This window comes from Streptomyces sp. NPDC050806 (genome assembly GCF_055586425.1).
The window spans coordinates 489652-507942 of the sequence record NZ_JBVJIF010000007.1 but is presented as its reverse complement, the minus strand read 5'-3'; the positions used below and the strand labels follow the sequence as shown (position 1 = coordinate 507942).

Sequence of the window (18291 nt, the reverse complement as noted above, 5' to 3'; positions counted from 1 at the left end):
CGCATGTCTATCGGTCATACCTTGCTGGGCCTTCTGGAGTCCGGACCCCGCCATGGCTACGACCTCAAGCGGGCCTTCGACGAGCACTTCGGCCAGGACCGCCCGCTGCACTACGGGCAGGTCTACTCGACCATGTCCCGGCTGCTGAAGAACGGCCTGGTGGAGGTGGACGGCGTCGAGGCCGGCGCCGGGCCCGAGCGCAAGCGGTACGCCATCACCGACGCGGGCGTGACCGACGTGGCCCAGTGGCTGCACCGCCCGGAGAAGCCCGAGCCGTACCTGCAGTCCACCCTCTACACCAAGGTGGTGCTCGCCCTGCTGACCGGCCGGGACGCCGCCGAACTGCTGGACACCCAGCGCACCGAGCATCTGCGGCTGATGCGCGGACTGACCGAGCGCAAGCGCAAGGGCGACCTCGCCGACCAGCTGATCTGCGACCACGCCCTCTTCCACCTCGAAGCCGACCTGCGCTGGCTGGAGCTGACCGCGGCCCGCCTCGACAAGCTGGCGCAGGCGGTACGGGGATGACACCGGAGGGCTCGGTCCTCTCCGGCGAAGGACTCCACAAGCACTACGGGCGCACCCCCGCGCTGGACGGCGCGGACTTCTCGGTCCACCCCGGCGAGGTCGTCGCCGTCATGGGCCCGTCCGGCTCCGGCAAGTCCACGCTCCTGCACTGCCTCGCCGGCATCGTCCGCCCCGACTCCGGCACCGTCCACTACGACGGCCGCGAACTGACCTCCCTGCCGGACACGGAACGCAGCGCCCTGCGCCGCACCGACTTCGGCTTCGTCTTCCAGTTCGGCCAGCTCGTCCCCGAACTCACCTGCCTGGAAAACGTCGCCCTCCCCCTGCGCCTCAACGGCACCAAGCGAAAGGCCGCCGAGACCACCGCCCACGAATGGCTCACCCGCCTCGAAGTGGACGACCTCGCCCGCCACCGCCCCGGCGAGATCTCCGGCGGCCAGGGCCAGCGCGTGGCAGTCGCCCGCGCCCTCGCCGGCCGCCCCCGCGTCCTCTTCGCCGACGAACCCACCGGCGCACTCGACTCCCTCAACGGCGAACGCGTCATGACCCTCCTCACCGACGCCGCCCGCGACACCCACGCCGCCGTCGTCCTCGTCACCCACGAACCCCGCGTCGCCGCCTACTCCGACCGCGAGATCACCGTCCGCGACGGCCGGGTCAAGGAATTCCTGGCGGGTCTGTGATGGCCCTGCTCGACACGCGGGGCACCGGCAGCCGTAGTGGCCGCGCGCCGCACCGCCCGTCCGGCGGGCCCGCCGCCTGGCTGCGCGACCTCGCCCTGGGCGCCCGGTTCGCGGTCACCGGCGGCCGCGAGGGCTGGTTCCGTACGGCGCTCAGCGCGGTCGGCGTGGGCATCGGCGTCGCGGTGCTGCTGCTCGCCGCGTCGGCCCCGACGCTGCTCAACGCCTGGCACGGGCGGGAGAAGGCCCGCGAGAACCTCGGCCAGCTGCACGAGCCGCGCGCCTCCGACCGCACCCTCCGCTACGCCCAGGCCGACACCTCCTTCCACGGCGACGCCGTACGCGGCCGCCTGGTCAGGCCCGACGGCGCCCACCCACCCGTACCGCCGGGCCTGCAACGACTCCCGGGACCCGGCGAGATGGTGGTCTCCCCCGCCCTGCGCGACCTGCTCGCGAAGCCCGGCAGCGGGCCGCTCCGCGACCGCCTGGACTACCGGGCCGTCGGCACCATCGGCGACGCCGGGCTGCTCGGCCCGCGGGAGCTGACGTTCGTCGCGGGGATGGACGACCGGTCGGCGGGCGAGTCGTACCGCATCAGCCGCTTCGGGAAGATCTTCGACCCGCAGCCGCCGAGCACCCGGCTCGTCCTGCTCATCGTCCTGGCGTGCGTGGTCCTGCTGATGCCGGTCATGGTCTTCGTCGGGACCGCCGTGCGCTTCGGCAGCGACCGGCGCGAGGCCCGGCTCGCCGCGCTCCGGCTGGTCGGCGCCGACATCCCCACCACCCGCCGGATCGCCGCGGGCGAGGCGGTGGTCGGCGCCGTGCTCGGCCTGGCCGTGGGGCTGCTGATCTTCCTCGCCGGGCGGCAGGCGGCCGGCGCCGTCACCCTGTGGGATGTCAATGTCTTCCCCTCCGACGTGGTGCCGGCCCCGGCCCTCGCGGCCCTGATCGCCGTGCTGGTGCCGGCGGTGGCCGTCGGCGTCACGCTGTTCGCGCAGCGCTCGGTGACCGCCGAGCCGCTGGGCGTGGTCCGCGACCGCCCGGTCCGGCGGCGCCGCATCGCCTGGCGCCTCGTCCTCCCCCTCACCGGCCTCGGTCTGCTGTCGTCGCTGATCTGGGCGCCGGACCCGGTCTGGTTCCGCGCCGTACGGCTGGGCGTCGGCTCGGCCCTGCTGCTCCTCGGCGTCACGACGCTGCTGCCCTGGCTGGTCGAGGCCGTGGTGGGGCGGCTGCACGGCGGGCCGGTGCCCTGGCAGCTGGCCGTGCGCCGGCTCCAGCTGTCCGGTGCCGCGGCCAACCGGGCCGTCGCCGGCATCACCGTCGCGGTGGCCGGCGCCATCGCCATCCACATGGTCTTCACCACCTTCCAGGCCGGCTTCGCGCACGCGTACGCGAAGACCGCGGCCCGCCAGGTGATCGAGCTGAGCGGCAGCGCCACCGACTGGCGGCAGACCGCGAAGGCGCTGGCCACGCTGCGCGACACACCGGGCGTGACCTGGGCACACGGCAGTGTCGACGCGCTGGTGGGGCGGCCCGGCGACCGCGGCACCCGGGGTGCCGACGGCTTCCTCAGCTCCGACAGCGCCTTCGTGACCGTCGCCGACTGCGCCGAACTGCGGCGCCGGGCCCCGGTCGGCAGCTGCCGGGACGGCGACGTCTTCGTGACGGAGCCGCGCGGCAGCCACGCCGACAGGCCCGGCTTCATCCGTCCCGGCGCCCGGCTGAACCTCAACCCGCCCGGCGGCTACACCGCGCCCGGCCCGCCGCGGCCGTGGACCGTCCCGGACTCGGCCCGCCGGGTGACGGCCGTCCAGCACCCCGGCGAGGACCCGCCCGGCGCCCTCCTCGCCACCCCCGGCGCCCTCTCCCCCGCCCTGCTCCAGGACCCCGAGATGAAGCTGCGCGTCGGGTACGACAAGGCCGGGGAGGCCGCCACGGTGGAGCGCATCCGCACGGCGGCGTTCCGCGCGAACCCGGGGATGCGGGAAATGTCCGCGATCGACAACCCGCACGACCGGCAGTACGCCGGGGTGCGCACCGCGGTGTACGTCGGTGCCGTGGTGGTCCTGCTGCTCATCGGCGCGGGACTGATCGTCTCCACGGTCGAGCAGCTGCGCGAGCGGCGACGGCTGCTGTCCGTGCTGAACGCGTACGGCACCCCCCGCTCGACGATGGGCTGGTCGGTCCTGTGGCAGACCGCGATCCCCGTGGTGCTGGGGCTGGGGCTGGCGGTCACCGCCGGCGTCGGCCTCGGCACGGTCCTGCTGACCACCAACAAGACCGGCGTACAGGTGGACTGGCCGGTGGTCGCCGGCCTCACGGGTATCGGCGCCGGGTTGATCCTGCTGGTCACCCTGCTGAGTCTGCCGCCGCTGTGGCGCATGATGCGCCCGGACGGACTGCGTACGGAGTGACGGAGCGGGCGGGGGCGGACGGCGGGCGCGTCCCCCGGGCGCCCGCCGTCAGGCCGCGATGCGTACCGGCAGCGGCCGCAGGGCCTCGCGCAGCGCCCCGGCGAACTCCTCGAACTCGCGCTGCCGCGCGGCACCCGACCGCATCGCCAGGGCGATCCGCCGGGAGGGCGCCGGATCGTCGAAGTATCCGGTGGTCAGCGCCTCGTTGCGGCCGGTCTCCACGCGCAGCGCGGTACGCGGCAGCAGCGTGACGCCCATGCCGCCGGCCACCAACTGTACGAGGGTGGAGAGTCCGGCCGCACTGGTCGTCACCGCGGCCCCCTCCTCCCGGCCCGCCTCCCGGCAGATGTCCAGCGCCTGGTCGCGGAGGCAGTGACCCTCGTCCAGGAGCAGCAGGTCCAGCTCGCGCAGCGCGTCGCGGGGTATGTCGCCCCGGCCGCCGAGCCAGTGGTCCTTGGGCGCGACCAGCACGAAGTCCTCGTCGAAGAGCGGTACTTCGGTGACGCCCGCGACGCCGAGGGGGACGGCGAGCAGCAGCAGGTCGAGCCGGCCGTGCGCGAGCCCGTCCAGCAGCGAGGCGGTCTGCTCCTCGTGCACCTGGAGGTCGAGGTCGGGATAGGTGCTGTGGACGAGGTTCAGCACGGCCGGGAGCAGGTACGGCGCACAGGTCGGAATGACGCCGAGGCGCAGGACGCCGGTGAAGGGCGCGCGGGCCGCCTCGGCCTCCTCCATCAGATCGCCGACCGCCTCCATCACTGTGCGTGCCCGGGCCGCGACCCGCTCCCCGGCGGGCGACAGCAGGACCTTGCGGGTCGTACGCTCCAGCAGCTGGACGCCGAGCGCGTCCTCCAGCGCCGAGACCGCACCGGAGAGCGCGGGCTGGCTCATGCCGATCTCGGCGGCCGCCTCCCGGAAATGCAGGTGCTCAGCGACCGCGGCGAAGGCGCGGAGCTGCGAGAGCGAGGGCTGCCGGGGACGTCCGGCAACCGGGGTAGTGGGTGAGGCCACTGATAACCACCTCCGATCAACACCCCCGAGTCTAGCTATTTCCCTGATCAATGCCCGCTGTGGCACTGTGGACAGCGTCCAACCCCCAGGAAAGCCCCAAAAGGGATTTCCGACCCTGCAAGGAGTGCGCGTGCTCACTGTCGGTGACAAGTTCCCCGAGTTCGACCTGACTGCCTGTGTCTCGCTGGAGAAGGGCCAGGAGTTCGAGCAGATCAACCACAAGACCTACGAGGGCAAGTGGAAGATCGTCTTCGCGTGGCCCAAGGACTTCACCTTCGTGTGCCCCACCGAGATCGCGGCCTTCGGCAAGCTGAACGAGGAGTTCGCCGACCGTGACGCCCAGGTCCTGGGCTTCTCCGGTGACTCCGAGTTCGTGCACCACGCCTGGCGCAAGGACCACCCGGACCTGACCGACCTGCCCTTCCCGATGCTCGCGGACTCCAAGCACGAGCTCATGCGTGACCTGGGCATCGAGGGCGAGGACGGCTTCGCGCAGCGCGCCGTGTTCATCGTGGACCAGAACAACGAGATCCAGTTCACCATGGTCACCGCCGGCTCCGTGGGCCGTAACCCCAAGGAGGTCCTGCGGGTCCTGGACGCCCTGCAGACCGACGAGCTGTGCCCCTGCAACTGGAGCAAGGGCGACGAGACCCTGGACCCGGTCGCGCTGCTCTCGGGCGAGTGAAAGGGAGACTGAACACACATGGCTCTCGATGACCTGAAGTCCGCCGTTCCGGACTACGCCAAGGACCTCAAGCTGAACCTCGGTTCGGTGATCGGCAACAGCGACCTGCCGCAGCAGCAGCTGTGGGGCACCGTGCTGGCCTGCGCCATCGCATCGCGCTCGCCGAAGGTGCTGCGCGAGCTGGAGCCGGAGGCCAAGGCCAACCTCTCCGCCGAGGCGTACACCGCCGCCAAGTCCGCCGCCGCCGTCATGGCGATGAACAACGTCTACTACCGGACCCGGCACCTGCTGTCGGACCCGGAGTACGGCAACCTGCGGGCCGGCCTGCGCATGAACGTCATCGGCAACCCCGGTGTCGACAAGGTCGACTTCGAGCTGTGGTCGCTGGCCGTCTCGGCCATCAACGGCTGCGGCATGTGCCTGGACTCGCACGAGCAGGTCCTGCGCAAGGCCGGTGTGGAGCGCGAGACGATCCAGGAGGCCTTCAAGATCGCGGCCGTCCTGCAGGCGGTCGGCGCCACGCTGGACGCCGAAGCGGCGCTGGCCGAGTAATACCGGTTGCTGCGGGCCGGCCGACCGGCACGCACAGCACAAGGCCCCCGCGGACATCGTGTCCGCGGGGGCCTTCGCGTGCGTACGGGCTCGGCGCCCGGCATCCCGCCGCAGGGGAACCGGCCGGTGGACCGGTGCCCCACCGTCGTGGCTAGTCGCGCAGTTCCCCGCGCCCCTCGGGCGCCGGCACCACGCTCGCGGTCGTCGAGTCGCGTGGGGGCGGGGCCGTGCGGAGGGCCTGTTCGTGGGCGTACGCCCGCAGGTATGTCGCCACCGTGTTGGTGACGGCCACCAGCGGCACCGCGACCACCGCACCGCCGATGCCCGCGACCAGGCCGCCCGCGGCGACCGAGAGGATCACCGCCAGCGGATGCACCCGCACCGCCCGGCCGAGAATGAAGGGCTGCAGGATGTGGCCCTCGATCTGCTGTACGGCGAGCACGACCACCAGCACCATCAGGGCGGTGAACACGCCCTGGGTCACCAGCGCGACCACGCACGCCAGCGCGCCCGAGACCACCGCGCCGACCAGCGGGATGAAGGCGAACAGGAAGATGAAGACCGCGAGTGGCACGGCCAGCGGCACGTTCAGGAAGTAGAGCCCGATGCCGATGAAGATCGCGTCGATCAGGGCCACGATCACCGTGCCGCGCACATAGGCGGTCAGCGTCCGCCAGGCCCGGGGCCCGGCGCCCGCCACGCCCCCGCGCGCCCCGCCGGGCACGAGCTTCAGCAGCCATTCCCAGATGCGCCGCCCGTCGTACAGCAGGAAGAGCGTGGTGAACATCGCGAGGAGGATGCCGGTGAGCATCTCGATGACGACCGTGACGCCCTCCAGGCCGGCGCTGGTGATCTCCTCGGTGTTCGAACCGATGGCGTCCTGGAGGTTCTTCGCGATGTCGTTGATCTGCCCCTCGGTCACATGGAACGGGCTCTTCAGCAGCCAGTCCTTCAGCTCGCTGATGCCGTCCTGCACGCGGCTGGAGACCGAGTCGATGTTGTCCATGACCTGCCAGACCACGAACCAGCCGACCAGGCCCATGATGACGAAGCCGGCGATGAACGTGATCGCCGTCGCCGGCCCCCTCGGCAGCCCCCGGTGCCGGAGCCAGGCCACCGTCGGCTGGAGCAGCGCGGTGATCAGCAGCGCCGCGACGAACGCCAGGACGACGAGCTGAATGCTGGTGATGGCACGCGCCAGTACGTACACGGCGAGGGCCAGTACCAGCAGCCGCCAGCCGGCCTCGGCGGCGACCCGTATCCCCCACGGGACCGCGTCCACCGGCTCGGGCCGGCGCTGAACGGCGGGCGCGTAGGCGGGCGGCGCGGGCACGGAAGCGGCGACCGGCCGGCCGTCGTCGGCCGTGCTGCCGTTCCCGGCGGCCTTGGCGGCGCCGTCAGCGGACGCCGTGGCGCCGGAAGTGGCGGCTGTGACTCCCGGGGCGGGGGAAGCGGCCGACGGCCCTTCCGCGGGCCCGGTGGCCGCCTCCACGGGCCCGGTGGCCGCTTCCGCGTGACCGTCGTCGCCCTTCGGCGCGGGCCGGCCGGGCACGACGGGCGGCTCCAGCGGCATGGGCGGCACCTCGTGACCGTTCCGCGCACTGTGCCCCAGCCGCTGATCACCATCGGCGGCCGCGGCTTCCGTGCGCCGACGCCGTTCTTCGAGGCGCTCGGCCAGCCGCGACAGGCCGGCACCCGCACCGCCGACCCACTGAGGCAGTCTGGACATGTCGCTTCCTCTTCCCCCCTCGTTACGCGTCACTGTCGGAACGACGTTACCCGTGCCCGACGCGCGAAACCCCCGACCCTTGTCCGGTCGGGGGTTTCGCGTCGCTGTGCTGCGAGCCGGTCTAGTACCAGCTGTTGGCCTGCCAGAACGACCAGGCGCCGCAGGGGCTGCCGTAGCGGTCGTTCATGTAGCCCAGGCCCCACTTGATCTGGGTCGCCGGGTTGGTCTGCCAGTCGGAGCCGGCCGAGGCCATCTTCGAGCCGGGCAGTGCCTGGACGAGGCCGTAGGCGCCGGACGAGGCGTTGGTGGCGCGGTAGTTCCAACCGGACTCGTGGTCCACGATGTTGCTGAAGCACTGGAACTGGTCCGACGGCATCATCTGCCGGGCCATGGCCTGCGTCTCGGCGACCGAGTACGAGGCCTTGACGGCGATGTCACCGAGAGAGCCGCGCTCGGCGGAGCGGCTGGCGGCCTGCTCCTTCGCCTCCGCGCGCTCCTTCGCCGCCTGCTTCTCGGCAGCGACCTGCTTCTCGGCCGCTTCCTTCTTGTCCTGTGCGCTCTTGGCGGCCGCCTTGCGGGCGTCCTCCTGCGCGGACTTCAGGGCGGCGGCATCCGCCTGGGTGGACTGGTCATCCGCCTGCTGCACGAGGGACGCCGTCTCCACCTGGGCCTGCTGGCCCGCGGGGATGTCGGCGATCGTCGCGTCGGCAGCGGCGGCCTCGGTGTTGGCGACCGAGCCCGGCTGGCTGCCGGACGCGACGCCGACAACGGCGCCGACTGTGGTGACCGCGGTGGCGGAGGCCACGGCGAATCCCCGGACCGAAATCCGGCTCACACGTTTTCCTTCCAGCGTCGACCGCGACGTGACCATCGCGGACGCAATCGTGCCCCTGGCGCTGGCCTCCGTATTGCTCCGTCCCCGAAGTGCTGGTGGGGTCGGCTGGTCACAGGAGGCGCGGGCCCGGTACGTCCCCCTCGGGGGTCCGCGTGGTGCTCGGGCGGCATACGGCGAACGCTTTTCAGTTCTGTGGTTCTACACCGCTGGGGGTGCTGATGTGCCGTATGCGGGGCCTGACAGGTCCCAGACTCTGCCCGAAGCGGACGCACGGAATCAATTCCGAGCCGGGTGTGAAAGCTCACACCTCGTTTACGCCACAGAGTTTCCGGATATCGCCGCGCGCGACAACGCCGCCCGGCTAGGCTCTCTGGCTTCGCCGGACGGCGCAGGTCACACAACGGGTCGGACCCCGCCGACCTCCTCATTCGGGGCGCGGCCCCTATACAGGATCAGATGCGGCCGTCCTCCAGCATTTCGGTCACCAGGGCGGCGATCGGCGAGCGCTCCGAGCGGTTGAGCGTGACGTGCGCGAAGAGCGGATGCCCCTTCAGCTTCTCCACGACGGCGACCACACCGTCGTACCGCCCGACCCTGAGGTTGTCGCGCTGCGCGACGTCATGGGTGAGCACCACTCGCGAATTCGCCCCGATTCGGGACAGAACGGTCAGCAAAACGTTCCGTTCCAGGGACTGCGCCTCGTCGACGATCACGAACGCGTCGTGCAGCGACCGGCCGCGGATGTGGGTGAGCGGCAGCACCTCCAGCATCCCGCGGCCCACCACCTCCTCGATGACGTCGGCGGAGGTCACGGACGTGAGGGTGTCGAAGACGGCCTGGGCCCACGGGCCCATCTTCTCCGCCTCCGTGCCCGGCAGGTATCCCAACTCCTGCCCGCCCACGGCGTACAGCGGCCGGAAGACCATCACCTTTCTGTGCTGCCGGCGCTCCAGCACGGCCTCCAGCCCCGCGCACAGCGCCAGCGCCGACTTGCCCGTACCGGCCCGGCCGCCCATCGAGACGATCCCGACCTCCTGGTCGAGCAGCAGGTCCAGCGCGATCCGCTGCTCGGCGCTGCGGCCGTGGATGCCGAACGCCTCCCGGTCGCCGCGCACCAGCCGCACCCGGCCGTCGGCGGTGACCCGGCCCAGCGCCTTGCCACGGTCCGACTGGAGCACCAGGCCGGTGTGGACGGGGAGCTCGGCGGCCTCCGGGACGTACGCGCTCTCCACGGAGAAGAGGTCGTCGACCTGGTCGGCGGTGATCGTCAGCTCCGCCATGCCCGTCCAGCCGGAGTCCGTGATCGCCAGTTCGGCGCGGTACTCCTCCGCCAGCAGGCCGACCGAGGACGCCTTGATGCGCAGCGGCAGGTCCTTGGAGACGACCGTGACGTCGTACCCCTCGGCCTGGAGGTTGCGGGCCACCGCGAGGATGCGCGAGTCGTTGTCACCGAGCTGGTAACCCGCGGGGAGCACCCCCGGGTCGGAGTGGTTCAGTTCGACCCTCAGTGTGCCGCCGACCTCCCCGATCGGGATGGGGGCGTCCAGGCGGCCGTACCGTACGCGGTAGTCGTCCAGCAGGCGGAGTGCCTGCCGGGCGAAGTAGCCGAGTTCGGGATGGTGCCGCTTGGCTTCCAGTTCCGTGACGACCACTACCGGGAGCACGACTTCGTGCTCCTCGAAGCGGGCCATGGCGCCTGGATCCGCCAGCAGGACGCTGGTGTCGAGGACGTAGGTGCGCCGGTCGGCCTCACGGCGCTGCTTGCTGTTCACCACGGGTGGACGAACCCCCTCGGATGAGGTCGGGGTGCGACGGCGTCGCGGGGGATGGGGCCGGGCTCGGGCCGCGAAGCGCGGGCCGGGCACCGGCCCTCCGCGTCGGACGTGCGGTCCGCACGATCGTCCGTGGTGCGCAACGGGCCTCCCGGGCGGACGGCCCCATGCCGTCCGCTGCGAACGGCACCCACTGGACCTGGCTTTTCGGGTGCCGTCCTGGAAGGGATATTCCCGGGAACACCTGCGGGCATGCCCCGGCACAGGTCGCACGGCCAGTGAATTCGTGGTTACGGATGAACCGCTGAGCCCATGTGACGCATCAGGCCCGCCCCCTGACAGGCCGTCGCCGCCCCCGAGAGGCCCGCCCCGACTGCTCCGAGAGGGTGGTGTCCTAGACGCCGTACCGCCGGTGCCGGTAGGCGTAGTCGCGCAGGGCGCGCAAGAAGTCCACCTTGCGGAAGGCGGGCCAGAAGACCTCGCAGAAGTAGTACTCCGAGTGGGCGCTCTGCCACAGCATGAAGCCGGACAGCCGCTGCTCGCCGCTCGTGCGGATCACCAGGTCCGGGTCGGGCTGGCCGCGGGTGTAGAGGTGCTCGGAGATCTTCTCGACGTCGACGCCGTCGGCGATCTCCTCGACGGAGGCGCCGCGTCCGGCCTCGTCCAGCAGCAGCGAACGGACCGCGTCCGCGATCTCCTGCCGGCCGCCGTAGCCGACCGCGACGTTGACGACGATGCCGCCGATGTCGCCGGTGGCCTCCTCGGCGTCCTTCAGCACCCGCTGGGTGCCGGCGGGGAGCAGGTCACGGTTGCCGACGTGGTGCACCCGCCAGCGGCCGTCGGCCGCCAGCCGCCGCACGGTGTTCTCGATGATGCCGAGGAGCGGCTTCAGCTCCTTCTCCGGCCGGTCGAGGTTGTCCGTGGAGAGCATCCACAGGGTGACGACCTGGACGCCGGTCTCCTCGCACCAGCCGAGCATCTCCTCGATCTTCGCCGCGCCCGCCTGGTGCCCCTGCTCGGTGGTCAGGCCGTCGGCGCGGGCCCAGCGGCGGTTGCCGTCCAGGATGACGCCGATGTGCTTGGGCACCTGGGAGTGGTCCAGCCGGCGCTCCACCCGGCGTTCGTACAGCTTGTACACGAACTCCCGCACAACAGGGGGATACGGGATACCCATCCCGGAAGATCGCAGCATGTGTGGTCCAGCCCCTCCGTGCCAATTGGCGGTCGCCCCCGTCGCCTCAAGGCCGCAACTTTACTTCTCAGGGGTGGCAATGACCCAATCAGGTGTGTCACAACTCCGTGATAAGGAGTGAAGCATGACTGGCACCTCCGGCTACCTGGCCGACGATTCCCGGTACGACTCCATGGAGTACCGCCGCACCGGCCGCAGCGGCCTGAAACTCCCCGCGATCTCTCTCGGGCTCTGGCACAACTTCGGCGACGACCGCACCCTGTCGTCGCAGCGCGCGATCCTGCGCCGCGCCTTCGACCTGGGCATCACCCACTTCGACCTGGCGAACAACTACGGGCCGCCGCCCGGCTCGGCCGAGCTGAACTTCGGGAAGATCTTCGCGCAGGACTTCCGGCGCTACCGGGACGAAATGATCCTTTCCACGAAGGCCGGATATCTGATGCACCCCGGTCCGTACGGAGAATGGGGATCCAGGAAATACCTGCTCTCGTCGCTGGATGCGTCGCTCGGCCGGATGGGCGTCGATTACGTCGACATCTTCTACTCGCACCGATTCGACCCGGACACTCCCCTTGAGGAGACGATGGGCGCGCTGGCTTCCGCGGTCCAGCAGGGCAAGGCCCTGTATGTGGGTGTTTCCTCCTACAACTCCGCGCAGACCCGTGAGGCGGCCCGCATTCTGCGGGAAATGGGCGTGCGCCCGCTGATCCACCAGCCCTCGTACAGCATGATCAACCGCTGGACCGAGGACGACGGGCTGCTGGACACCCTGGAGGCGGCCGGCATGGGCTGCATCTCCTTCGCGCCGCTGGCCCAGGGCATGCTCACCGACAAGTACCTGAACGGCATCCCCGAGGGCTCGCGCGCCTCCCAGGGCAAGTCGCTGGACCCGAAGCTGCTCTCCGAGGACGTCGTACGGCGGCTGCGGGGGCTGAACGACATCGCCGCGCGCCGCGGCCAGTCCCTCGCGCAGCTCGCGCTCCAGTGGGTGCTGCGGGACCCGCGGATGACCTCGGCGCTGATCGGCGCGAGCAGCGTGGCGCAGCTGGAGGCGAACGTCGCGGCGCTCGACGGGGCCGCGATCACCGACGCCGAGCTGGCCGAGATCGAAGAATTCGCGACCTCGACGGACGGCGTGAACATCTGGGCGCGGCGGTAACCGGCGGCGCTCCGGACCCCGGGAAGAAAAAAGCGGGCCGGTCCGTGGGGGGGATACGGACCGGCCCGAGGGGGGGGTCCCACCATAACCCCGCGCGGGGTGTGCTTCGCGCATCAGAGGCGGTCAGCCCGCGCGTCGCAAAGTTGATCAAGACGTGCGGCGGACGCGGCAACGGCCCGCGAATTCATTTAATGATCTTGAATTCACGCCGCTTCACCGGCTCCATGACGGGCCAGGCGGCTTCAACGATCTTGATCGGCGCGGCACCTCGCCCCGCGGCCCCCGCCGCCCCGCCCGCGTGACACACCTCTCGCCGGCCCGGTACGGATAGCCCGCAGGAGCGACAGCCCGGCGGTCGCGGACTTGACGGCCGGCCGGCGCCGCGCATCCTGCGGCGCAAAGGGAAGCGCTCCGGGCGCGGCGCGGCGCACCCGGAGCGCGAGGCATGACCGGGCTTCCCGGCCGGTCGCACCGGACCCCGGTCCTCGTAACGGACTCCCCCGGTCGTCATGCGGTCGTTCCGTCTCGGTCCTCCGCGACCCCCAATCGTCACGTCCTCACGTCCTGCCCTCCCGGGCAGCACCGCGTCGACGACCCGCACATCAGCTGGTGGCTCGTCACCACGGGCCCCGCGGCCCCCTTCGGGAGCGGCGGACAGCCCGGATGATGCGCTTCCAGCTGATCGCGTGCGAGCGGTGCGGAAACGACCATAGGGCACATACCCCCCGTATGTACTATCTTCCCGGCCAACTTCCCTTTTCACGCCGCGCAATTACCCCCGTTGCCACGGGACGGCCCATACGGCACACGGCTGTCCGGGAGCTTCAGGACACGCCGTACGCCCCCAGCAGCAGGCCGAGCAGCGCGCCCAGGGCCATGAAGGGGCCGAACGGCATCGCGGACTTCCGGCCCGCACGCCGCACGATCATCATTCCGATCCCGTAGACCGACCCCAGTACGAAACCGGCGAAGGCGCCGAGGAAGAGCACGCCCCAGCCGTACCAGCCGAGCGCGGTCCCCAGCGTCAGGGCCAGCTTCACGTCCCCGAAGCCCAGCCCGTCGGGCCGGATCAGGAAGAGCACGAAATACCCGCCGGCGAGCCCGAGCCCGCCCAGCAGCGCGCCGGTCCAGGTCCCGCCGTGGCCGGGCAGCAGCGCGGCGGCACCGAGGAGCGCGGCGGTGGCCCCGGCCGCCGGCAGGGTCAGCACGTCCGGCAGCCGGTGCACGGCCGCGTCGACCGTCCCCAGCAGCACCGTGACCGGCACGAGCAGCAGCCAGACGGCCAGCTCCGGGCGGGGCCCGGCGGCCGAGGCCAGCAGCGCGCAGGCCGCCGCGGTCACGAGGGGCGCGGCGGTACGGGCGGGTCCGTAGGCACGGCAGGCGGCGGGCGGGGGGCCGACGGGGGCAGGGACGGCGGGTACGAGCGCGGCGGGCGCCACGGCCGGACAGCGGGCGAGGCCCAGCCAGCCGCGCGCCACGCCGGTGATCAGGTGGCCGTCCGGGCACGTCGCACGCCGGTCCTCCTCGGGCTCGACGGCCAGCCGGTACGCGGCGCGCGGCACTAGCAGCCCGGCGGCGGCCCCGTACGCGGCGGCGAGGGCGATCAGGAGCGGATGCACCCCTCGAACGTACGGCCAGAAACCCTCCCGGTCATGGGCCCTGGGACCCAACCCTGGGCAACCATGGGCCGCACCGGCCGCACGCGGCGCGCCCCCGCGCACCGCGGCGGTGGCATCCCCGGCCGACCGGGCGGGGGCCGCGGCGTACGGGAGGGAACACGATGGGCGGATGGCACGACGGCCGGGGGCGGCTGTGGATCGCGGGCGGGAGCGGGGACGAGGCCGGGGGCGCGGCCGGGGGCGCGGACCGGCACGAGAACACGAGCGACCACGGAGGCACGGCGCACGATCACGGAGGCACGGCCCCGGGAGTGCCGCTGCCGCTGGAGGTCGCGGCGTCCTACCGTGCGCGCACGCGCGGCCTGCTGGGCCGGGACGGGATCGAGGGGGCCCTGCTGCTGACGCCCGCGAGCAGCGTGCACACCTTCCGCATGCGCTTCGCGATCGACGTCGCGTACCTGGACCGCCGGCTGACCGTCCTCGCCGTCCACACGATGCGGCCGAACCGGCTGGGCCGCCCCCGGCTGCGCTCCCGGCACGTCCTGGAGGCCGAGGCGGGCGCGATGGCCGCCTGGGGCCTGCGCCCCGGCACCCGCCTGACGGTCGAGACGTGACCGGTGGCGGGGCCTGCCGGCACCGGGGGCTACCGGTGCCGGGAGGTGAGCGGGTGACCCGCTCTCACCACTTGGCGCGGTCCATCGGGTACGGCAGCTCCTCCAGCGCGCCGGCCTTGCGGAGCAGGCCGTTGACCGCGAGCACGTGGTCGGCGTCGGGCGACGTACCGTCCGGCCGGCCGAGGTCGAGGACCAGGCCGCCGTGCTCGGTGACCGACCGGCGCCCCGGTACGTCCTCCGGGACCAGCGCGCTGCGCCCGCTGGAGAGGTAGACCGCCCGGCCGCAGCGCGGCGTGGAGTTGTCCAGCTCGTACTCCTTCTCCAGCACGCCGAGGAGGTCGTCGTCGGCGATGTCCCCCCAGTCCGCGTCCCAGGACTCCACGATCGCGGTGAGCACCTCGGGGAGCCGGGCGACCAGCGGGGCCGAATCGTTCAGGTCGGCGGAGCGCACGGTGATGACCGCGGTCTGCGGTGCGAACTGCGGTGTCCCGCCCGCGCCGACGCTGAGGGTGATGATGGGCCGGCCGGGGGCCGCCGCGACCAGGACGGCGGAGTACCCGATCGTGGTGGCGTCGTCCTGCGGGTTGACGCGCTCCAGGTACGAGGTGAACCAGGCCGCGTCGGCGTTCTCGGGCAGCTGCTCGGCCTGCCCGACCGCCTCGGCCCGCCAGCCGGCGAAGTCCTCCGGCGCGATCTTCGCCAGCCGCCTCAGGAGACGCAGCCAGCGCTCGGCGAGCTGGTCGGGGCTCTCCTGCCGCGGCCCCCAGACACCGCCGACCGTCAGATCCAGTGCCATGTGAGCTCCACTCCGGTGTTCCGTATGTTGCCGTTCGTTGCGTCCGGCACGTACGGCAGCCATCAGGCCGGCGCTCGCCCGGTCCGGATGCACGCTGTCATCCGCCCCCCGGCCGCGTCGAGTCCGTCCTGCTCCTTCTTCACCACCTTCAGGGGATATGTGGTGCGTCTTCACATCGAGGCGCCCGTCACGGACGCCCGTGCCGCGTGCCGTGGTGGGGGTCGTGATCAGTCGGCGCGCGGGAAGGAGACCTCCACGCGGCGGTTCTTCTTGCGCCCGTCCTCCGAGTCGTTGCTCGCGACGGGGGCGTCCTCGCCGTAGCCGCGTATCTCGAAGGTGATGGCGCTGCCGTCCAGGTCCTCGTTCAGCTGCTGCTGCACGGCGTCTGCGCGCTCCTTGGACAGCTTCAGCCCGTGCTCGGACGAGCCGAGGTCGTCGGTGTAGCCGGCCACGGTCACGTTGGTGGCCTGCTGCTTCTTGATCTCGTCGGCGATCTGCCGGATCCGGTCGTTCGCCACGTCCGACAGCTTCGCGCTGTCCTTCCCGAACAGCACCTCGGCCTGGAGCTGGAACTTCACATCGGAGTTGGAGTCCTCCCGCTGCTCCGTACCGCGCTCGTCCCCGACGACGGTCTTGATGTCCAGCACCTTGGGGGCTGCGAGCGACTTCCCTTCGGGGAGCTTGAGGTCGGGGTCGTTGACGTCGATGTCGCCCTGGAAGACGGAAGGCGCCGCCGGTACGTCCTCGTCGGCCACGGCGGCCGGCCCGCCGGCCAGGGTGAGGCCGGCCGCCAGCGCCGAGGACAGCAGCAGGACGGGCCCGCGCTTCCGGTGAAGGGTCCTCATCGTCACGCGTCCGCGAGCGCGAGGGAGGCCGACTGGAAGGTCGGGATCTGCAGGTCCACTTCGCTCGTGCCCTTCGGCGGGGCGGGGAACTGCATGAAGACCTTCTGGTCGGAGTTGGCCGCGACGATGCCGAGGCCGGTGGTGGCCAGCGGGCGGTTCTCCGTGTCGCGCAGGGTGTAGTAGCGCTTCTTCTCGGTCTTGTCCACGAGAGTGGCACCGCCGAGGGAGTCGCCGGCGGCGCGCTTCATGGCCAGCTCCGGTCCGGTCCACTGGGCGGTGTCGGTGAAGTCCTCGTCCGAGGAGTTCTTCAAGTTGGCGTTGACGGTGACGAATCCGCTGGAGTCACGAGTCGCCGACGTCACCTCCATGGTGATGCCCTGTGGCCCCTGCAGCGTGGCGATCACCTGGCTGTCGTCCGGCTGCTCCGGCTGTTCGGGTTGCCGTGCCCGGTCCTCACCGCCCTCGTCCGCGGTGTGACGGGTGGACGACGGGAGCCGGTTCTCCGTCCCGGCGCCGTCGTCACCGCACGCGGACAGCGTCAAGGCGAGTGCCGCCGTGAGGGAAGCGGCGGCCACCGTCCGTCGCGCCCGGGTGATCTGCCACATACTCATCAACTCGTCCTCTACTCGTCTTCGCGCCGTCAGCCGCGAGCGGGCTCAGTCGGCAAGCCTTACGGCGAACAGGTCCGCGGCGCGCGGGAAGTCAGGACGCGCGGGGTCCGGTTCGTCGGGATCGATGGACCACTCCTGGCCGTCACACATCAGGTTCAGGCGCTGGGGGTCGCGGTCCTTGTCCTTGTCCTTGTCGTCCGTGCCGGGTGCCGGGTCCGGGTCACCGGTGCCGTCCTCTTCCGGCACCGCGCACTTCGGCTCGATGACCGCGGTGGCCTTCGCCTCCGACTGCTCGTTCTCGGTGCCCGGGATGACCGAGGCGCCCATGCCGCCGGTGGTGCGCACCTGGACGGTGAAACCCTGTCGCTGGTCGCCGAGTTGCCGGCAGCCGCCGCCCGCCACCTGGGCATCGTTGTGCGCGGCGAAGCTGCCGGCCGCCACGCAGGCGCGGGCCGCGTCGTACGCCTCGCCGCGGAGGAACACGGCCCAGTCGGCCGGCTCGTGGAGGGAGGCGAGCAGACCGTCGCGCAGCTGCTCGCGGGCGTCCTGTGCGGCCCCGAGCGCCGCCGCGTCGGCCGCGGACTGGGCGCCGTTGCGGGAGGCGGCCGCCTGGCCGACGGCGAAGTAGGCGAAGGCAAGAAAAAGCAGGCCCGCCACCACCGTGATGTAGATGGGGAGGGCCTGCCCGGAATCGCGGAAAGTCCGCAGAGGCGCGCGGAACTTCCGCGACGCAGGCAGGGTCAGCCGGTCTTCACGCTGTTGATCGCTGCCTTGATCTTGTTCTTGATCGTGTCGCCGATGTCCGTGAACCCGGCGATCGCCGCCATGATCGCCACAACCACCACGATCATGCCGATGTACTCCACCGCGGTCTGCCCCTTCGAGCGTTCGCGGCCGTACATCCGCTCGATGCAGGCGTCCCGCCAGGACCCGATGCGCACCTGGGTGGCGGTCGTGGCCTTCAGCATCCGCTGGTTCATCGTGGTGTTCCCCTCCGGGTTCGGCCGGCCGGCAGCCGGCCCGCGCGCAAGCGTTCACGCCGGCCGTCGTGGCGGCCGCCGCGTCCGCGCGGCCGGTGCCGCCGGCGTCCAGGGAAACGTACGCCGGAACACCCCCGTCCGGCATGGGCCCCCGGGCCCAATCGCGGGCCCAAACCCCCTCCAGGGCCCAAATCGGGGCCCAAAACCGGGCCTGCCCCCGGTCCCGCGTCCCGGTGCGGGACACGCCGCGCACCCGGTGTGCCGGGCGGGCC

General features: G+C 71.8%; 18 protein-coding genes. 7 read left to right on the top strand and 11 right to left on the bottom strand.

Annotated elements, in window-relative coordinates; translation table 11 throughout:
- Positions 1 to 3: 3 nt before the first annotated feature.
- From ACZ6WH_RS24395 to ACZ6WH_RS24385, 3 genes are read left to right on the top strand one after another with little or no spacing between them, the layout of a single operon-like run.
- The gene (locus ACZ6WH_RS24395) at positions 4 to 528 is read left to right on the top strand and encodes a PadR family transcriptional regulator (protein WP_432858359.1); all 525 of its coding nucleotides are present in this window, start codon (positions 4 to 6) and stop codon (positions 526 to 528) included.
- Complete coding sequence (locus ACZ6WH_RS24390) at positions 525 to 1211, top strand: ABC transporter ATP-binding protein (RefSeq protein WP_469730535.1); 687 nt, start codon at positions 525 to 527, stop codon at positions 1209 to 1211. Before ACZ6WH_RS24395 ends, ACZ6WH_RS24390 begins: the two co-directional genes overlap by 4 nt.
- Positions 1211 to 3622 carry an ABC transporter permease gene (locus ACZ6WH_RS24385; protein WP_469730533.1) on the top strand — a complete coding sequence of 804 codons (2412 nt, stop codon included), beginning with the start codon at positions 1211 to 1213 and terminating at the stop codon, positions 3620 to 3622. The genes ACZ6WH_RS24390 and ACZ6WH_RS24385 overlap by 1 nt, the downstream gene beginning before the upstream one ends.
- Before the next feature lie 48 nt (positions 3623 to 3670).
- Here ACZ6WH_RS24385 and ACZ6WH_RS24380 read toward each other — a convergent pair whose 3' ends face one another.
- Positions 3671 to 4630: a LysR substrate-binding domain-containing protein gene (locus tag ACZ6WH_RS24380; RefSeq protein WP_469730531.1), complete on the bottom strand. Its 960-nt coding sequence runs from the start codon at positions 4628 to 4630 to the stop codon at positions 3671 to 3673.
- 130 nt (positions 4631 to 4760) lie between these two features.
- Here ACZ6WH_RS24380 and ACZ6WH_RS24375 point away from each other — a divergent pair, with 130 nt between their 5' ends.
- Positions 4761 to 5315: a peroxiredoxin gene (locus ACZ6WH_RS24375; protein ID WP_351600366.1), complete on the top strand. Its 555-nt coding sequence runs from the start codon at positions 4761 to 4763 to the stop codon at positions 5313 to 5315.
- Positions 5316 to 5333: 18 nt separating this feature from the next.
- Positions 5334 to 5867, top strand: coding sequence for an alkyl hydroperoxide reductase (locus ACZ6WH_RS24370; RefSeq protein WP_469730530.1), 534 nt, complete (start codon positions 5334 to 5336; stop codon positions 5865 to 5867).
- A gap of 151 nt (positions 5868 to 6018) precedes the next feature.
- On the opposite strand, the gene ACZ6WH_RS24365 is transcribed toward ACZ6WH_RS24370, so the two are convergent.
- The 4 genes from ACZ6WH_RS24365 to ACZ6WH_RS24350 form a co-directional block, all read right to left on the bottom strand.
- A complete protein-coding gene (locus ACZ6WH_RS24365; protein ID WP_469730528.1) occupies positions 6019 to 7596 on the bottom strand; it encodes an AI-2E family transporter in 1578 nt (525 codons plus the stop codon).
- 121 nt (positions 7597 to 7717) lie between these two features.
- Positions 7718 to 8431 carry an aggregation-promoting factor C-terminal-like domain-containing protein gene (locus tag ACZ6WH_RS24360; RefSeq protein WP_399718925.1) on the bottom strand — a complete coding sequence of 238 codons (714 nt, stop codon included), beginning with the start codon at positions 8429 to 8431 and terminating at the stop codon, positions 7718 to 7720.
- Between the two features lie 452 nt (positions 8432 to 8883).
- Entirely contained in the window at positions 8884 to 10206 is a 1323-nt protein-coding gene (locus ACZ6WH_RS24355; protein WP_432858347.1) for a PhoH family protein, read from the bottom strand.
- Between the two features lie 391 nt (positions 10207 to 10597).
- A complete protein-coding gene (locus ACZ6WH_RS24350; protein ID WP_469730701.1) occupies positions 10598 to 11377 on the bottom strand; it encodes an isoprenyl transferase in 780 nt (259 codons plus the stop codon).
- 142 nt (positions 11378 to 11519) lie between these two features.
- On the opposite strand from ACZ6WH_RS24350, the gene mgrA reads away from it, so the two are divergent.
- Positions 11520 to 12554, top strand: a complete 1035-nt coding sequence (gene mgrA / locus ACZ6WH_RS24345) for an L-glyceraldehyde 3-phosphate reductase (RefSeq protein WP_469730525.1) — start codon at positions 11520 to 11522, stop codon at positions 12552 to 12554.
- Between the two features lie 824 nt (positions 12555 to 13378).
- Here the strand turns inward: mgrA and ACZ6WH_RS24340 are convergent.
- A complete protein-coding gene (locus ACZ6WH_RS24340; RefSeq protein ID WP_469730523.1) occupies positions 13379 to 14173 on the bottom strand; it encodes a prepilin peptidase in 795 nt (264 codons plus the stop codon).
- 161 nt (positions 14174 to 14334) lie between these two features.
- Between ACZ6WH_RS24340 and ACZ6WH_RS24335 the strand changes: the two genes are divergently transcribed.
- The gene (locus tag ACZ6WH_RS24335) at positions 14335 to 14787 is read left to right on the top strand and encodes a DUF192 domain-containing protein (protein WP_469730521.1); all 453 of its coding nucleotides are present in this window, start codon (positions 14335 to 14337) and stop codon (positions 14785 to 14787) included.
- 64 nt (positions 14788 to 14851) lie between these two features.
- Here ACZ6WH_RS24335 and ACZ6WH_RS24330 read toward each other — a convergent pair whose 3' ends face one another.
- The 5 genes from ACZ6WH_RS24330 to ACZ6WH_RS24310 all read right to left on the bottom strand — a co-directional run bounded on the left by ACZ6WH_RS24330 (position 14852) and on the right by ACZ6WH_RS24310 (position 18019).
- Complete coding sequence (locus ACZ6WH_RS24330; RefSeq protein ID WP_469730519.1) at positions 14852 to 15583, bottom strand: Imm52 family immunity protein; 732 nt, start codon at positions 15581 to 15583, stop codon at positions 14852 to 14854.
- Positions 15584 to 15810: 227 nt separating this feature from the next.
- Positions 15811 to 16428 (bottom strand): OmpA family protein, encoded by a 618-nt coding sequence (locus ACZ6WH_RS24325; protein WP_432858337.1) that lies wholly within the window; start codon positions 16426 to 16428, stop codon positions 15811 to 15813.
- A gap of 2 nt (positions 16429 to 16430) precedes the next feature.
- Entirely contained in the window at positions 16431 to 17039 is a 609-nt protein-coding gene (locus tag ACZ6WH_RS24320; RefSeq protein ID WP_469730517.1) for a hypothetical protein, read from the bottom strand.
- A gap of 45 nt (positions 17040 to 17084) precedes the next feature.
- A complete protein-coding gene (locus tag ACZ6WH_RS24315) occupies positions 17085 to 17747 on the bottom strand; it encodes a pilus assembly protein TadG-related protein (RefSeq protein WP_432864659.1) in 663 nt (220 codons plus the stop codon).
- Positions 17748 to 17779: 32 nt separating this feature from the next.
- Entirely contained in the window at positions 17780 to 18019 is a 240-nt protein-coding gene (locus ACZ6WH_RS24310) for a Flp family type IVb pilin (RefSeq protein ID WP_031062462.1), read from the bottom strand.
- Positions 18020 to 18291: the final 272 nt, after the last annotated feature.

Coding starts and splice junctions, on each gene's coding strand:
- ACZ6WH_RS24335 (WP_469730521.1), top strand. CDS start 14,335: ATGGGCGGATGGCACGACGGCCGGGGGCGGCTGTGGATCGCGGGCGGG.
- ACZ6WH_RS24365 (WP_469730528.1), bottom strand. CDS start 7,596: ATGTCCAGACTGCCTCAGTGGGTCGGCGGTGCGGGTGCCGGCCTGTCG.
- mgrA (WP_469730525.1), top strand. CDS start 11,520: ATGACTGGCACCTCCGGCTACCTGGCCGACGATTCCCGGTACGACTCC.
- ACZ6WH_RS24395 (WP_432858359.1), top strand. CDS start 4: ATGTCTATCGGTCATACCTTGCTGGGCCTTCTGGAGTCCGGACCCCGC.
- ACZ6WH_RS24385 (WP_469730533.1), top strand. CDS start 1,211: ATGGCCCTGCTCGACACGCGGGGCACCGGCAGCCGTAGTGGCCGCGCG.
- ACZ6WH_RS24350 (WP_469730701.1), bottom strand. CDS start 11,377: ATGGGTATCCCGTATCCCCCTGTTGTGCGGGAGTTCGTGTACAAGCTG.
- ACZ6WH_RS24310 (WP_031062462.1), bottom strand. CDS start 18,019: ATGAACCAGCGGATGCTGAAGGCCACGACCGCCACCCAGGTGCGCATC.
- ACZ6WH_RS24320 (WP_469730517.1), bottom strand. CDS start 17,039: ATGAGTATGTGGCAGATCACCCGGGCGCGACGGACGGTGGCCGCCGCT.
- ACZ6WH_RS24325 (WP_432858337.1), bottom strand. CDS start 16,428: ATGAGGACCCTTCACCGGAAGCGCGGGCCCGTCCTGCTGCTGTCCTCG.
- ACZ6WH_RS24390 (WP_469730535.1), top strand. CDS start 525: ATGACACCGGAGGGCTCGGTCCTCTCCGGCGAAGGACTCCACAAGCAC.
- ACZ6WH_RS24330 (WP_469730519.1), bottom strand. CDS start 15,583: ATGGCACTGGATCTGACGGTCGGCGGTGTCTGGGGGCCGCGGCAGGAG.
- ACZ6WH_RS24370 (WP_469730530.1), top strand. CDS start 5,334: ATGGCTCTCGATGACCTGAAGTCCGCCGTTCCGGACTACGCCAAGGAC.